The sequence below is a fragment of the Streptomyces nidicola genome, from assembly GCF_050106155.1.
Taxonomy (GTDB): domain Bacteria; phylum Actinomycetota; class Actinomycetes; order Streptomycetales; family Streptomycetaceae; genus Streptomyces.
This window is the reverse complement of the sequence record NZ_JBNBPI010000001.1, coordinates 6130375-6145223: the sequence shown is the minus strand read 5'-3', so window position 1 is coordinate 6145223 and position 14849 is coordinate 6130375. Positions and strand designations below refer to the sequence as shown.

At 70.6% G+C, this 14849-nt stretch carries 15 protein-coding genes; 8 read left to right on the top strand and 7 right to left on the bottom strand.

What is annotated here, in order from left to right:
* Positions 1-75 precede the first annotated feature (75 nt).
* The gene (locus ACOKM3_RS27725; protein ID WP_426903735.1) at positions 76-1458 is read right to left on the bottom strand and encodes a glycine--tRNA ligase; all 1383 of its coding nucleotides are present in this window, start codon (positions 1456-1458) and stop codon (positions 76-78) included.
* Positions 1459-1646: 188 nt separating this feature from the next.
* Between ACOKM3_RS27725 and ACOKM3_RS27720 the strand changes: the two genes are divergently transcribed.
* The 4 genes from ACOKM3_RS27720 (at position 1647) to ACOKM3_RS27705 (ending at position 4744) form a co-directional block, all read left to right on the top strand.
* Positions 1647-2612, top strand: coding sequence for a metal ABC transporter substrate-binding protein (locus ACOKM3_RS27720; RefSeq protein WP_426903734.1), 966 nt, complete (start codon positions 1647-1649; stop codon positions 2610-2612).
* Positions 2613-2629: 17 nt separating this feature from the next.
* A complete protein-coding gene (locus ACOKM3_RS27715) occupies positions 2630-3403 on the top strand; it encodes a metal ABC transporter ATP-binding protein (protein ID WP_426903733.1) in 774 nt (257 codons plus the stop codon).
* On the top strand, positions 3403-4275 hold the full coding sequence (locus ACOKM3_RS27710) for a metal ABC transporter permease (protein ID WP_426903732.1): 873 nt from the start codon (positions 3403-3405) through the stop codon (positions 4273-4275). Before ACOKM3_RS27715 ends, ACOKM3_RS27710 begins: the two co-directional genes overlap by 1 nt.
* Positions 4276-4342: 67 nt before the next feature.
* Positions 4343-4744, top strand: coding sequence for a Fur family transcriptional regulator (locus tag ACOKM3_RS27705; protein ID WP_399233016.1), 402 nt, complete (start codon positions 4343-4345; stop codon positions 4742-4744).
* A 174-nt stretch (positions 4745-4918) separates the two neighbouring features.
* On the opposite strand, the gene ACOKM3_RS27700 is transcribed toward ACOKM3_RS27705, so the two are convergent.
* The 3 genes from ACOKM3_RS27700 to ACOKM3_RS27690 are packed head-to-tail and all read right to left on the bottom strand — an operon-like array spanning position 4919 to position 7107.
* Positions 4919-5749, bottom strand: a complete 831-nt coding sequence (locus ACOKM3_RS27700) for an isoprenyl transferase (protein WP_426903731.1) — start codon at positions 5747-5749, stop codon at positions 4919-4921.
* A gap of 37 nt (positions 5750-5786) precedes the next feature.
* Positions 5787-6536: a DNA repair protein RecO gene (gene recO, locus ACOKM3_RS27695; protein WP_426903730.1), complete on the bottom strand. Its 750-nt coding sequence runs from the start codon at positions 6534-6536 to the stop codon at positions 5787-5789.
* 49 nt (positions 6537-6585) lie between these two features.
* Positions 6586-7107 (bottom strand): RrF2 family transcriptional regulator, encoded by a 522-nt coding sequence (locus ACOKM3_RS27690; RefSeq protein ID WP_426903729.1) that lies wholly within the window; start codon positions 7105-7107, stop codon positions 6586-6588.
* A gap of 65 nt (positions 7108-7172) precedes the next feature.
* On the opposite strand from ACOKM3_RS27690, the gene ACOKM3_RS27685 reads away from it, so the two are divergent.
* Positions 7173-8624, top strand: a complete 1452-nt coding sequence (locus ACOKM3_RS27685) for an MFS transporter (RefSeq protein ID WP_426903728.1) — start codon at positions 7173-7175, stop codon at positions 8622-8624.
* 8 nt (positions 8625-8632) lie between these two features.
* Here ACOKM3_RS27685 and ACOKM3_RS27680 read toward each other — a convergent pair whose 3' ends face one another.
* A complete protein-coding gene (locus ACOKM3_RS27680; protein WP_389278117.1) occupies positions 8633-8848 on the bottom strand; it encodes a hypothetical protein in 216 nt (71 codons plus the stop codon).
* A gap of 354 nt (positions 8849-9202) precedes the next feature.
* Here ACOKM3_RS27680 and ACOKM3_RS27675 point away from each other — a divergent pair, with 354 nt between their 5' ends.
* Positions 9203-10036: a helix-turn-helix domain-containing protein gene (locus tag ACOKM3_RS27675; protein WP_426903727.1), complete on the top strand. Its 834-nt coding sequence runs from the start codon at positions 9203-9205 to the stop codon at positions 10034-10036.
* On the top strand, positions 10018-10221 hold the full coding sequence (locus tag ACOKM3_RS27670) for a DUF397 domain-containing protein (protein ID WP_426903726.1): 204 nt from the start codon (positions 10018-10020) through the stop codon (positions 10219-10221). The genes ACOKM3_RS27675 and ACOKM3_RS27670 overlap by 19 nt, the downstream gene beginning before the upstream one ends.
* Here ACOKM3_RS27670 and ACOKM3_RS27665 read toward each other — a convergent pair.
* Positions 10163-11287, bottom strand: coding sequence for a PP2C family protein-serine/threonine phosphatase (locus ACOKM3_RS27665; protein WP_426903725.1), 1125 nt, complete (start codon positions 11285-11287; stop codon positions 10163-10165). The genes ACOKM3_RS27670 and ACOKM3_RS27665 overlap by 59 nt on opposite strands.
* Before the next feature lie 236 nt (positions 11288-11523).
* On the opposite strand from ACOKM3_RS27665, the gene ACOKM3_RS27660 reads away from it, so the two are divergent.
* Positions 11524-13617 (top strand): ATP-binding protein, encoded by a 2094-nt coding sequence (locus tag ACOKM3_RS27660; RefSeq protein ID WP_426903724.1) that lies wholly within the window; start codon positions 11524-11526, stop codon positions 13615-13617.
* On the opposite strand, the gene ACOKM3_RS27655 is transcribed toward ACOKM3_RS27660, so the two are convergent.
* Positions 13604-14803, bottom strand: coding sequence for an MFS transporter (locus ACOKM3_RS27655; protein WP_426903723.1), 1200 nt, complete (start codon positions 14801-14803; stop codon positions 13604-13606). The two genes, ACOKM3_RS27660 and ACOKM3_RS27655, sit on opposite strands and share 14 nt — an antisense overlap.
* Positions 14804-14849 lie beyond the last annotated feature (46 nt).

The following is a 14849-nucleotide window of genomic DNA, read 5'->3' as shown; positions in this document are numbered from 1 at the left end:
ACTGAGGACTGAAAACCGAACGCCCCGGCCCACCGCGGAAGCGGCGGGCCGGGGCGTTCGTACGTGCGGGGCCGGTCAGCAGCCGACCAGACGGCTGGCCAGGTAGCCCTCGATCTGGTCGAGGGAGACGCGCTCCTGCTTCATGGTGTCGCGCTCGCGCACGGTCACCGCGTTGTCGTCGAGGGTGTCGAAGTCGACGGTGACACAGAACGGCGTGCCGATCTCGTCCTGGCGACGGTAACGGCGGCCGATGGCGCCGGCGTCGTCGAAGTCGATGTTCCAGTTCTGCCGCAGCGCCTGCGCGAGACCCTTCGCCTTCGGCGACAGCTCCGGGTTGCGGGACAGCGGAAGGACCGCGACCTTCACCGGGGCGATGCGGTGGTCGAAGCGCATGACCGTGCGCTTCTCCATCTTGCCCTTGGCGTTGGGCGCCTCGTCCTCGACGTACGCGTCCATCATGAACGCGAGCATCGCGCGGCCGACACCGGCCGCGGGCTCGATGACGTACGGCGTGTAGCGCTCGCCCTTCTCCTGGTCGAAGTAGGAGAGGTCCTGGCCGGAGGCCTTGGAGTGCGCGGACAGGTCGTAGTCGGTGCGGTTGGCGACGCCCTCGAGCTCGCCCCACTCGCTGCCGCCGAAGCTGAAGCGGTACTCGATGTCAGCGGTGCGCTTCGAGTAGTGGGAGAGCTTCTCCTTCGGGTGCTCGAACCAGCGCATGTTCTCCTCGCGCATGCCGAGGCCCGTGTACCAGTTCCAGCGCTGCTCCATCCAGTATTCCTGCCACGCCTCGTCCTCACCGGGCTTGACGAAGAACTCCATCTCCATCTGCTCGAACTCGCGAGTGCGGAAGATGAAGTTGCCGGGCGTGATCTCGTTGCGGAACGACTTGCCCATCTGCGCGATGCCGAAGGGCGGCTTGCGGCGCGAAGTCGTCTGCACCTGGCTGAAGTTGGTGAAGATGCCCTGCGCGGTCTCGGGGCGCAGGTAGGCGACGGAGCCGCTGTCCTGCGTCGGGCCGAGGTGCGTGGAGAGCAGGCCGGAGAACTGCTTGGGCTCGGTGAACGTGCCCTTGTTGCCACAGTTGGGGCAGGAGAGGTCGGCCAGACCGTTCTCGGGGAGCCGGCCCTTCTTCGCCTCGTACGCCTCTTCCAGGTGGTCCGCACGGAACCGCTTGTGGCAGGAGGTGCACTCGGTCAGCGGGTCCGTGAACGTGGCGACGTGGCCGGAGGCCTGCCAGACCTCGGTCGCCAGGATCACGGACGAGTCGATACCGACGACGTCCTCGCGCGAAGTGACCATGTAGCGCCACCACTGGCGCTTGAGGTTCTCCTTCAGCTCCACGCCCAGCGGCCCGTAGTCCCAGGCGGCACGCTGACCACCGTAGATCTCGCTGCAGGGGTAGACGAAGCCACGGCGCTTGCTGAGGCTGACGATGGTGTCGATCTTGTCGGCGGCCACGGTGCTCTCTTCATTACGACGACGGTGAGCGCGCTGGATACGCGCTCCGGGAGCGAAGCTTTTAGGTTACCGGCGGGCCCACCCCCCGAACCAAATCGGTTCCGGGGACAGAGCGGGACCGAGCGTGACGAAGACCTCGACGAACATCTTGTTGACAACCGTTTCCAGTTTTGTTGAAAATGACAGTCATGAACGTACGTGTGCTCCGCAGCCCTCGCCGCCTGATACCCGTCGCCGCCGTCACCGCCCTCGGCCTCGGTGCCCTGACCGCGTGCGGCAGCTCCGCCGCGGAGGACAAGGGGAGCGGCGGCAAGCTGAGCGTCGTCGCGTCGTTCTATCCGATGCAGTACCTCGCCCAGGAGATCGGCGGCGACCACGTCGACGTCACGAACCTGACGGAGCCCGGCCAGGAGCCGCACGACCTGGAGGTCAGCGCCAAGCAGCGCGCCCAGCTCGAGGAGTCCGACGTCGCCGTCTACCTGAAGGGCCTCCAGCCCTCCGTGGACGAGGCCATCGACCAGTCCGGCATCAAGACGAAGGTCGACGCCGGCACCCTGACCTCCCTGGAGAAGCACGGCAACGAGGTCGACGGTCACGACCACGGGCACGGCGAGCACACCCACGACGCGGACGCCGCCGACCCGCACATCTGGCTCGACCCGGTGAAGTACGCCGAGGTCGCCGAGGGCGTCGGCAAGGCCCTTCAGAAGGCCGACCCGGACCACGCGGCCGAGTACAAGAAGAACACCAAGGCCCTGGTCGGTGACCTGGACGAGCTGAACACCAAGTTCGAGAAGGGCCTGAAGGACACCAAGTCCTCGACCTTCATCACCACGCACGCCGCCTTCGGCTACCTCGCCGAGCGCTACGGCCTCACCGAGGAGGCCATCAACGGCCTGGACCCGGAGAGCGAGCCCAGCGCCGCCCGCGTCAAGGAGCTCCAGAAGACGGCGAAGGCCGACGGGGTCTCCACCGTCTTCTACGAGACGCTCGTCAGCGACAAGACGGCCAGGACCCTCGCGGGCGACGCGAAGCTCAAGACCGATGTGCTCGACCCGATCGAGGGCATCACCGACAAGTCCAAGGGCGACGACTACATCTCGGTCATGGAGTCGAACCTCGCGGCGCTGCAGAAGGCGCTGGGCACCAAGTGACCTCGAAGGAGGGCGACATGGGTGATCGGGAAGCCGTCATCTCGCTGAGCAAGGTGACCGCCGAGCTCGGCGGGCGCCCCGTGCTGCGCGGCATCGACCTGACCGTGCACCGCGGCGAGGTCGTCGCCCTGCTCGGTGCGAACGGCTCGGGCAAGTCCACCGCGATCCGCAGCGTCATAGGCCAGGTCCCGACCACCGGCGGCGGGATCGAGATCTTCGGCACGCCGCGGCGGCGCTTCAAGGACTGGGCGCGCGTCGGCTACGTACCGCAGCGCACGACGGCCGCGGGCGGCGTGCCCGCGACGGTGTCCGAGGTCGTCTCGTCGGGCCGCCTGTCGCGCGCGAGGTTCGGCGTGATGCGCAAGGCCGACCGGGACGCCGTGACCCGCGCCCTCGAGCTCGTCGGGATGGCGGACCGTGCCAAGGACTCCGTGGACGCGCTCTCCGGAGGCCAGCACCAGCGCGTGCTCATCGCGCGCGCCCTGGCCGCCGAACCCGAGCTGCTGATCATGGACGAGCCGATGGCGGGCGTCGACCTGGCCAGCCAGGAGATCCTCGCGGCGACGCTGCGCACGCAGGTCGCGGCCGGCGCCTCGGTCCTCCTCGTGCTGCACGAACTCGGCCCGCTGGAACCGCTGATCGACCGCGCGGTCGTCCTGCGCGACGGCTGCGTGCTGCACGACGGCCCGCCCCCGCAGGCCGTGGGACAGCACGCGCTGCCCGGACACGACCACGTACACCCGCACACGCACGCGGCCGCCGAGCCGATCCGGACAGGACTGCTGAGCTGATGGAACTCCTCTCCTACGACTTCATGCGGCGGGCGCTGCTCGCCGCCGTCCTCGTCGGCATCACCGCCCCGGCCGTCGGCATCTACCTCGTGCAGCGCCGCCAGGCCCTGATGGGCGACGGCATCGGCCACGTGGCGATGACGGGCGTCGGCCTCGGCTTCCTCCTGTCCACCTCCCCCGTCTGGATGGCGACGCTGGTCTCCGTACTCGGCGCCGTGATCATGGAGTTGATCCGCTGGTACGGGAAGACGCGCGGCGACATCGCGCTCGCGATGCTCTTCTACGGAGGCATGGCGGGCGGCGTCATGTTCATCAACCTGGCGCCCGGCGGCTCCAACGCCAACCTCAACTCGTACCTCTTCGGGTCGCTGTCGACGGTGTCGCAGGACGACGTCCTCGCCATCTGTCTGCTCGCGGCGTTCGTGGTGCTGGTGACGGTGGGCCTGCGCAAGCAGCTGTTCGCGGTGAGCCAGGACGAGGAGTTCGCGCGGGTCACGGGCCTTCCGGTGCGCTTCCTGAACCTGCTGATCGCGGTCACGGCGGCGGTCACGGTGACCGTCGCGATGCGCGTGGTCGGCCTGCTCCTGGTCTCCGCCCTGATGGTGGTGCCGGTCGCCGCCGCGCAGCAGCTGACCCGCAGCTTCAAGGCGACGTTCGTGATCTCGGTGGCGCTCGGCGTCGCGGTGACGCTCGGCGGCACCGCCACGTCGTACTACCAGGACGTGCCGCCCGGAGCGACGATCGTGCTGCTGACCATCGCGGCGTTCATCGTCCTCGCGCTGCTCGCGAAGCCGCTCGCCCGGCGCAGGGCACGAGCGGTCCCGGCCCACTCCGAGTGCCCGATCCCGGAGCAGGCCGCGGCCGAGGTCTGACCCGCCTACGGCGCCGCCTGGCACAATGGCGGCCGTACGTACGTGGCAGGGATGTGAGGAGAAACCCGTGGCAGCCCCGGTTCGAGGCAGGTCGACCCGCCAGCGCGCGGCCGTGGCGGCGGCGCTCGACGAGGTGGACGAGTTCCGCAGCGCCCAGGAGCTGCACGACGTCCTCAAGCACAAGGGCGACTCGGTCGGGCTGACCACGGTGTACCGCACGTTGCAGTCCCTCGCCGACGCGGGCGAGGTCGACGTGCTGCGCACCTCGGAGGGCGAGGCGGTCTACCGCCGCTGCTCCACGGGCGAGCACCACCACCACCTGGTCTGCCGCGTCTGCGGCAAGGCGGTCGAGGTCGAGGGCCCCGCGGTGGAGAAGTGGGCGGAGGCCATCGCCTCCGAGCACGGCTACGTCAACGTGGCCCACACGGTGGAAATCTTCGGCACGTGCGCGGAGTGCGCCGCAGGTTGACCCATTTAACCCCCTGCGGCGATTGAGCTATTTGAGCCCCTCCGGCGATTGAGGAGCGGGGTCCGGGGCAGCGCCCCGGCGGCGCTGCGCAGCCAACGACTCGGGGCTCCGCCCCGGACCCCGCTGCTCAAACGCCGCAGGGGCTGAATTTGCCCACCCGCCGCAGGGGAAGCGCTACTTACCAGCCTCCAGCTGAAGCAGCACCTCGTTCGGTGTTGCCCCGCCGAACCGCCGGTCGCGGGACGCGTACTCGACGCACGCGCGCCACAGGTCACGACGGTCGAAGTCCGGCCACAGGACGTCCTGGAAGACCATCTCGGCGTACGCGCTCTGCCACAGAAGGTAGTTGGACGTGCGCTGCTCGCCGCTGGGGCGCAGGAAGAGGTCCACGTCGGGCATGTCCGCGTAGTAGAGGTACTTCGCGAAGGTCTTCTCGCTGACCTTGGACGGGTCGAGGCGGCCCGCCTTCACGTCCTCCGCCAGCGCCTGCGCCGCGTCGGCGATCTCCGCACGGCCGCCGTAGTTCATGCAGAAGTACAAGGTCAGCTTGTCGTTGTCCTTGGTCTGCTCCTGGGAGATCTCCAGCTCCTTGGCGACCGACTTCCACAGCTTGGGCATCCGCCCCACCCACCGCACCCGCACACCCAACTCGTCGAGCTGGTCGCGGGTCTTGCGGATGAAGTCCCGGTTGAAGTTCATGAGGAAGCGGACCTCGTCGGGCGAGCGCTTCCAGTTCTCCGTGGAGAAGGCGTACAGGGAGATGGCGCCGACGCCCATCTCGATGGCGCCCTGGAGCACGTCGAGCACACGCTCCGCGCCGACCTTGTGGCCCTCCGTGCGCGGCAGGCCGCGGTCCTTGGCCCAGCGTCCGTTGCCGTCCATCACGATCGCCACGTGCTGGGGCACCAGCTCGCCGGGGATCTTCGGCGGCCGCGCGCCCGACGGGTGCGGTTCGGGCGCTGTGTACTCACGGCGGTTCCGTCCGAGGATTCCGCGACGTGCCATGTTCCGGGCCTCTCCCCTAGCTCAGTGCCAGCTCTCGCTAGCTTTTCTCTACGTAGCGCAGCGAGCGCAGTCCGCGCTCCAGGTGCCAGTGCAGGTAGGCCGACACCAGCCCGTTGCCCTCCCGGACGAACCGTGCCTCGCACGTGTCCGCCGTCTCCCAGTCCCCGGTGAGCAGCGCACCGAGCAGGTCGAGGGCCTGCGGTGAGGGTACGACGCTGCCCGGTACCCGGCAGTCGACGCAAACCGAGCCGCCCGCGCCGACGGAGAAAAACCGGTTGGGACCGGGCAATCCGCACTTCGCGCAGTCGCCGAAGCTGGGCGCGTAGCCGTTGACCGCGAGCGAGCGCAGCAGGAACGCGTCGAGCACGAGGCCCGCCGCGTGCTCTCCGCGCGCGAGCGTGCGCAGGCCGCCGACGAGGAGCAGGTACTGCTGCACCGCGGGTTCGCCCTCGTGGTCGGTGAACCGTTCCGCCGTCTCCAGCATCGCGGTGCCGGCCGTGTACCGCCCGTAGTCCGTCACGATGCCGCCGCCGTACGCGGCGATGGTCTCGCTCTGCGTGCACAGCGGGAGCCCGCGGCCGATCAACTCGCTGCCCCGCGCGAAGAACTGCACGTCGACGTGGGAGAAGGGTTCGAGCCGGGCGCCGAACTTGGACTTCGTACGCCGCACACCGCGGGCGACGGCGCGCACGCGGCCGTGGTTGCGGGTGAGCAGCGTGATGATGCGGTCGGCTTCGCCGAGCTTCTGGGTGCGCAGCACGACGCCGTCGTCCCGAATGAGACTCATCGCGCGCCCTCGCGCTTCTCGTCGTCGCAGCGGAACAGGCTCATGCCACTCATTGTCCCTTACGCACGGAGCCCGTTTGCGGGAACGGGGGCAGGGGCGCGGCCGGATCCGCCAGCCATGCGCGGCCGCGCGAGCGCACCGTCTTGCTCAGGCCCGCGCTCAGGTCCGCCACCGTCACGGCCCGCAGCGACTCCCGCCAGGCCCGGTCCGCGTCGTACATGACCTGCGCCACTCCGCACGGCCCCGTGCACCGCTCGGGCGGGACGGCGCAGGCGCCGCGCTGCCGGATCTCGCCGCAGACGAAGGCGGGCGCGGAGCCCTCGACCGCCTCCACGACGTCGAGCACGGTGATGTCCTTCGGGTCGCGGGCGAGCCGGAACCCGCCGCGCGGACCGGATGTGGCAGTCAGCACACCGGCGGCGGCAAGGGACTTGAGGTGCTTGGCGAGGTACGCCTCGGGCAGCCCGTAGTACCCGGCGAGCGTGGAGCGGCGCACGGCGGCGCCGGGCGGTGCCTGCACGAGGAGCACGCAGCAGTGCACGCCCCACTCGACGCCCTGGGACAACTTCATGGAACCCGAGGCTACCCTTCCATCCACTTGATGGATATTCAATGTCCATGATACCGATGGCTCTCATGGCTGACATCCGGATCGGCACCACCATCGGCACCGCCCCCGAGCAGGAGGACACCTCCGTCGGGCCCTCCCCCGCCGACCGGCGGATGCTCGCGGTCGCCCTCAGCGCCACGTTCATGGGGAGCTTCGACCTCTTCGTCGTGAACGTCGCCACCGAGGCGCTCCGTGCGGACCTGCGCGCGAGCGACGCGGCGCTCGAACTCGTCGTGTCCGGCTACGCGTTCGCGTACGCGGCGGGGCTGATCACAGGCGGCCGGCTCGGGGACAGGTTCGGTTACCGGCGGACGTTCGTGGCGGGCATGGTGGCGTTCACGGTGACGTCGCTGCTGTGCGGGCTCGCCCAGGGGGCCGGGGAGCTGGTGGTGGCGCGGATGGCGCAGGGGCTCTCGGCGGCGGTGATGGTGCCGCAGGTGCTGTCGCTGGTGACGGCCCGCTTCCCGGCGGCGCACCGGGGCCGGGCCACCGGCTGGAACGGCGCGGTGGCGGGCATCGGGTCGATCGCCGGGCAGCTCCTCGGCGGCGTACTCCTCCAGGCGGACGTGTCCGGGCTGGGCTGGCGCGCGGTGTTCCTGGTGAACGTTCCCGTGGGCGTGGCCGCATCGGTCGCCGCGTGGCGGATGCTGCCGCCCCATCTCTCAGGCCCCCGGCGGCAGTTCGACGCGCTCGGCGCGCTGGGTGTCACCGCGACGCTGGCCCTGCTCCTGGTGCCGCCGGCGCTCGGCCGGGACGAGGGGTGGCCGGTGTGGACGTGGGTGTGCCTGGCGGCGGCCGCCCCCGTGGCGTGGGCGACGTGGCGGTGGCAGCGGGCTCTGCGGGCGCGCGGCGGCGAACCGGTCCTGAACCCCGCCCTGTTCCGCAACCGCCCGTATCTGACCCTGCTCGCGGGCCTGGGCGCCTTCCAGCTCTACTTCGGCGCCTATATGTTCACGCTGGCGCTGCTGCTCCAGGCGGGCCTCGGCGCGAGCCCGCTCACGGCCGGCGCGGTGTTCGTCCCGCAGGCGGTCATGTTCACCACGGGTTCGCTGCTCAGCGGGCGACTCACGGCACGCCACGGGGTGCGGTGGCCGGTGGCGGGCGGGGCGCTGGTGGTGGCCGGCCTGGCCCTCGCCGCGGCCCAGCTCACCGCGTCCGGCGGGACGCTCTCCCCCTGGGCCCTCACGCCCGCCCTCCTCCTCAACGGCCTCGGCAACGGCCTGCTGATGCCGCCGATCATCGGCGCGGCCCTGTCACGGGTGACACCCGGGACGGCGGGCGCGGCGTCCGGGATGCTCAACACGGCACAGCAGGCGGCGAGTTCACTGGGTGTCGCCCTGCTCGGCATGCTGTTCTTCGCGGTGTCCGGACCCGGCCTGCGGGACGCGCGGGCCGGGATGACGGCCGTATCGGCGGTGTTCGCGGTGCTCGTGGCCGTGGCGGCGGCCCTGATGTGGTCGACCCGCCGAAGGGCCTAGCCGAAGGGCTAAGGGACCTCACCCCGGCTTCTTCTGTTCTCGTACGCCGTCGCCGCCCGCACCCGCTCCGTCGTCGACGCCACGCGCAGCACCTCCGGCGGGCAGTCCCACTCACGCCCGCCCCCGAAGGGCCGCAACTGTACGTACGGCCCCTCGTGCCCCATCACTCGTCCCACCTGACCCGTGCTCGTGTCGACCGCGTACGAACCGATCGGCGGTTTCATGGCGTAGCGCTCCTGTCGTCCGACCCTGCGAGGAGTACGGCGGCGAGCCGGGCCGCCGCGTCAACCGGACAACGTCCCAATTCCACCAAGGGACACGGGGCACTCCGTGCGATTGACCCGGGATCGAGGCCGAGCGAGGGCAGCACAATTCCCGCTCCGGCGAGTGCGGCTCGCAATGTCTCCACCATTTCCTCGGCTTCCTCCACGCACAGCGCGGCGTGCTTCGATTGTTCCGTCACGTGGCTCCCCTGCCTCATTGAATTTCACGCTTTGTGTCTCCACGGTGGCGCTCCGCTTCTACAGTGGGGAGAGGTCTGCGCACTACAACTGCGTGGCTTCACATGGGGGTTGGCCATGGCCAAGGGTTCGCGGCAGGCGGCGTGGGAGTTCTTCGGCGTGGAGTTGAAGCGGCGTCGCGAGGACGCGGGGCTGACCCAAGTGGAGTTGGGGTTACGCGTATTCGTTTCCGGCGGCTACATCGGCCAGTTCGAACAGGCAATTCGCAAACCGCAGTTGGATGTAGCCCAGAGGATTGACGAGGCGCTGCAATCCGACGGTATTTTCGAGCGGATGTGGCGCGGCCTGATCGACGACCATCGCTACGCGGGGTATTTCGCGGAGGTGGTCGAGCTTGAGCGGACCGCCACGAAGATCTGCGAGTTCGCACCCATCGTGGTGCCGGGACTGTTGCAGACGGCTGCGTATGCCCGGGCGGTCACCCTCTCGGCGAACCCGTTCGTCACGGACGACTACGTGGAGGAGATGGTGTCTGCCCGCCGGGAGCGGGCGACCATCCTTCGGGACGCCGCACGGCCCGAGTATTGGGTGACGTTGCACGAGAACGTCCTGCGCACGCCTGTGGGCGGACCGGCCGCCATGGCTGAGCAGTTGGAACACGTGGCGGACTTGATGCGACAGCGCGTGACGTGGGTGGCGGTGATCCCGTACGCCGCGGGGTCGTTCCCCTCGATGGGCGGGATGCTCAAGCTGATGGAGTTCGAGGACGCCCCACCGGTCGCCTATACAGAGACGGAGTATTCGGGGACGCTCATCGACAGTCCGGCCGTAGTGAAGCACGTGCTGCGCACATACGATCTACTCAGGGTCGCCGCGCTGTCGCCGGAGGTGGCCCTGGCCCTGATCGAATCGGCGGCGGAGGACCACAGACGATGCGCGAGTACGAACTGAGCAACGCGCGCTGGCGCAAAAGTAGTTACAGCAACGGCCAAGGCGGCGACTGCCTCGAGGTCGCCGACGGAGTCACCGGCGTCGTGCCCGTCCGGGATTCCAAGGTCCCGGAGGGGCACGTCGTCGTCATCGGCGCGGCAGCATGGGCCGCCTTTGTGACGGGTACGGTGCGGCCGCGGGGCTGAACCGGTCCCCGGCGGAGCCCACGTCCTCGCAGAGGACCAGGGCCACGTCGTCCCGCAACGGCCCACCCGTGTGCGTGGTCACCGCCTCGTACAGCGTGTCCAGGAAGTCGTCGGGCCGGACCGTGGAGGAGGCGGCGTCGGCGGCCGCCTCCTCCAGCGGGAACTCGACGCCCTGCCGGTCACGGGCCTCGGAGAGGCCGTCGGTGTAGAAGAGCAGGCGGTCGCCGTGCTGGAGCCAGTACTTGCTCTGCTCCGGTTCCGGGCCGAGACCCAGGGGCCGGCAGGCGACGTGCGGTTCGAGGAGTTTGGGCGGGGACCCGAGGCGCAACGGCGGCGGGTGGCCGCAGTTCACGCTCTTGACCTCGCTCGGCCCGAACTCGGCGAACACGGCCGTGACGAAGTCCTCCGCACCTAAGTCGGACGCCAGACGAGCGTCCAACTCACGTACCAACTGAGGGAGTTCGGGCGTCACGTAGGCGAGGTCGCGGAAGCCGCTCAGCGCGCTCGCCGTGATGCGTACCGCGTCCAGGCCGTGCCCTCGTACGTCCCCGATGAACAGCCTCGTGCCGTACGGGGTGTGCACGACGTCGTACAGATCGCCGCCCACCGTGGTCCCGGAGACCCTGCAATGGTGCCGCGTGCACACGGCGATCCCGCCGACCCGCGCGGAGAACGGCCGCAGGATCGCCGCCTCGGCGACGCGGGCGACCTCCGTGGCATGGGAGAGCGCCGTCGCGCGCACCGCGTCGCGCATCGAGAGCCGCACGGTCAGCACGCCGCCCATCAGCAGTGCCAGACACTCGGCGGCGGCCCACGGCGTCAATACCAGATCGCGCACCACCGTCACGGTGACGGCGAGGACCATCGCGAGTACGGCCGCGCCCGCCGTGCACCGGGCGTCGAGACGCAGCGCGGCCAGCATCGGCACGATCAACAGGAATGCGATCATCGGCGGCCAGCCGGGTACGAGGAGTCCCGGTCCGGCCGCCAGCACCCCCGACCCCAACAGCGGGATCACCTCCGCCGGCCGTGGTCGTCCTCCCCGTCCCACGTCCTGCTCAGCCATGGGCGGCCTCCTGACTTTTCTTCCCCCGCACGCTCCACCCCGCCGTACCAAGTCGGCCACGATGCCCCAAATACCGGACGCTCACCTCCCGTTGTCCGGAGTCGATCACACATCGACCATGTATGACCGAAGCGCACCCATCCGGCAGCCAACGGGCCCGGCCGGCCCCGCACCGCCCTCGCATCGGAGGAGACTTCTTCCGGGCCTGCGGAGTGCACACGGACAGTGGAGGGCGCATGTCGACCACGAGGTACCTACCCGTCGAGACGACAAGCTTTGTGGGCCGCGCCCGCGAACTCGACGGGATCGAGAAGGCATTGACGGGCAGCCGCCTGGTGACCCTCACCGGAGTGGGCGGCGTCGGGAAGTCGCGGCTCGCGGCGCGGGCGGCGGCACGCGTCGCCCCGGCGCTCGCGGACGGCGCACGCTTCGTCGCCCTCGCCCCGCTGCGCGACGCCTCGCTGCTCGGGCACGTGCTCCTGGAGGACTTGCGCCTCGCCGACCAGTTCAACCGGTCGCCCGAGGAACTGGTCGCCGAGTGGCTGGCCGACAAGGAGCTGCTCCTGGTCCTCGACTCCTGCGAGCACCTCGTCGAGGCCTGTTCCCGTCTCGTACGCATGCTGCTCGACGCGGCGCCGGGGCTGCGGATCCTGACCACCAGCCGGCAGGGGCTCGCCGTGCCCGGTGAACTGGTCTTCCCCGTCGACCCGTTGCCGGTTCCGGAGGTGGTGGCCGCCAGGGACGCGCCCGCCTGCGGCGACGCCGTCGCGCTCTTCGCCCAGCGGGCCGCCGAAGCGGTCACCGGCTTCTCCCTGGCCGACACCGACCGGATGGCGGCCGCCGCCGTCTGCCGCCGGCTCGACGGCATCCCGCTCGCCATCGAGCTGGCCGCCGCCCAGCTCGCCGAGCTGCCCGACCACTCGGTGTACGAACTCAACGACCGGCTTCAGCACCGCTTCGAGACCCTCGTCGCCCAATCCGGCAAGGCGGGCCGGACGCTGCCCCGGCATCGGACGCTGCGCACCACCATCGGGTGGAGCCACGAACTGTGCACGCCGCTGGAGCGGTTGCTGTGGGCGCGCCTGTCCGTGTGCACCGGCGGCTTCGACCTCGCGGGCGCGCAGGCGATCGGCTGCGGCGGGCCGTTGGCGATCGAGCGGGTGGCGGAGGTGCTCGCGGGACTCGTGACGAAGTCGCTTGTGGGCAAGCACCCCGATGGCCTGGGCGGCGAGCGCTACAGCATGCTCGACACGGTGCGCGAGTTCGGCGCGCACTGGCTGTACGAACTGAGCGAGGAGACCGAGGTGCAGGTGCGCCACCGGGACTTCTACCGGGACCTGGCGTGCCGGGCGGACGCAGAGTGGGTCGGCCCTGACCAGGTCTCCTGGTACACCCGACTGATCGCCGACCGCGCCAACTTCCGTACGGCACTGCGGTTCTGCCTGGCCCGGGGCGAGGGGCGCACCGCCCTGGAGATCGGCGGGTCACTGTGGATGATGTGGGCGGGCTTCGGCCACACGCGGGAGGGGGCGCACTATCTGGAGCTGGCGCTCGACCTCTGCCGCGAGCCCAGCCCCGAGCGGGCGAAGGCACTGTGGGCGCGCGCCTACGTCGCGCTGGCGCTGGGCGACATCGCGGTGTCTCAGCGCTTCTCCGACGAACTGCGGACCTACTCCGCCACCCATGGCGACGAGGCCACGCGACTCGCGGCGGCCCACATCCAGGCTGCCACATTGGCTCTGCGGGGCGAGCACAAGCAGGTCGCGTTGGACGTCAGCCCGACACCGTCCCGGCTGCCGCCTCGTGATGTGTTCCCTGCGACGTGGTACCTGCTGCGCATCACCCACTCGTACGCCCGTCTCGGCCAGGGGGACGCGGCGGGCTGCGCGGCCTTGGTGTCCGAGATGACGGAGGAGTGCGAACGCCTCGGAGAGCTCTGGATTCGCGGGTTCGCGGATTACGTACGAGCCCTCGCCACCCTCTCCCTCGGTCACATCTCCGAGGCCGGCGCCCATGCCCGTACCGCCATCGAGCACAAGTCACTGTTCCACGACAGCTTCGGCGTCGTCATGGCCGTCGAGGCCCTGGCCACCGCCACCACGGCCACCGGCCGCTCCGAACGGGCCGCCCGGCTGCTCGGCATCGGCCAACGGATCTGGCAGACGCTGGGCCGGCCCCACTTGGACTCCGCCGAGATGGTCGCGGCCCACACCGCGACGGAGCGCCAGATCCGCACGGCCATCGGCGACGCCACGTACGACACGGAGTACGCCGCGGGCCGCGCGATGTCCCCCGACGACGGCATCGCCTACTGCCTCACGCCCGGCTGACCTCCGCCACCGGCGCGCCCGCCGCCCGCAGCCGCGTCACGGCCGCCACGACCAGCGCGAGCGCGGCCACCGCCGCCAGCAGCTCCCAGGTCGGTGCCGTGCCACCGAGGAGGGTCAGGACGTACGGGGTGAACATGCCGAGGTACGCCGCTGTCCAGAACTTGGCCGTCCAGCGCGCGAGTTGGTGGGGCGGGGCGAGGGTCGCCGTGCGGGTCAGGCCGTGGGCGAGGCTCAGTCCGTAGCCCGCGCCGAGGACCGCCGCGGCGGCCATCGCGAGGACGCGGCTGCCGCTCGCGGCGGCGGTCGCTGCCGCCGCCGCGCCGACGGCGGTCGTGAGCAGGCCCGGCACCGGTGTGGCGACGGCGCGGCGCGCGGTGAGCAGGCCGATGCCGGGGACGACGGCCGTGGCGACACCGGTGAACAGCAGGCCCGCGTGGACCGCGCCGGGGAGCGTGACGAAGCCGATGGTGGGCGCCACGAAGACCCAGGGGGCGACCGGCAGCACCTTGCGCCGGAAGCGGGAGCGCGCCTCGGTGTCCAAGTTCGTTGCTGCGGAGGCTGGTTCGGCGTTCGGCTCCACGGCGGGCATCGGGGCCTTCGAGCGACGCCTGCCCGTCTCCGGGGCCGTCAGCGCGAGCAGACCCGCCGCCGTGCCGAGCACCACGTGCGGCACGTACGCCGTCACCATCGGCTCCGGGGCCCACTGCGCGATGAGCGCCGCCGCCAGGCCGCCGGTGGCGAAGCCCGCCGAGACGTAGAGGCCGGAGAGGCGGGGCGAGTGCGACAGTTCCTTGATCCAGGCGCTGCCCGCCGCGAGCAGCGCGCCCGCGCTGATCCCGGTCAGGAAGCGGCCGGGCAGCAGCAGCGCGGTGCCCCACACGGCGCCCGCCATCAGCATCAGGGTCGACAGGACGTTGAGGCCGAGGGCGGCGAGCGCCACCGGGCGGCGGCCGTGCCGGTCGGCCAGCGGGCCCGCGACCAGCAGCGCCGGGATCAGTCCTACGACGTACACCGCGAAGAGGCCCGTCACCGCCGACGCGGTCAGGCCGAGCTCGGAGTGGTACGGGCCGAGCAGCGCCGAGAACTGGTTGGCGCTCCAGCCGGACGCGAGCATGATCCAGGCGGCCCGGGTGCCGTGGGGCTTCGCTGAGGAGGTGGGAGGCGCGAGGGCGGATGCTGCGGTCATGCCCTCATTCCTACGGCCGAGACCGTTCGGCGCGCGCCGTACATTC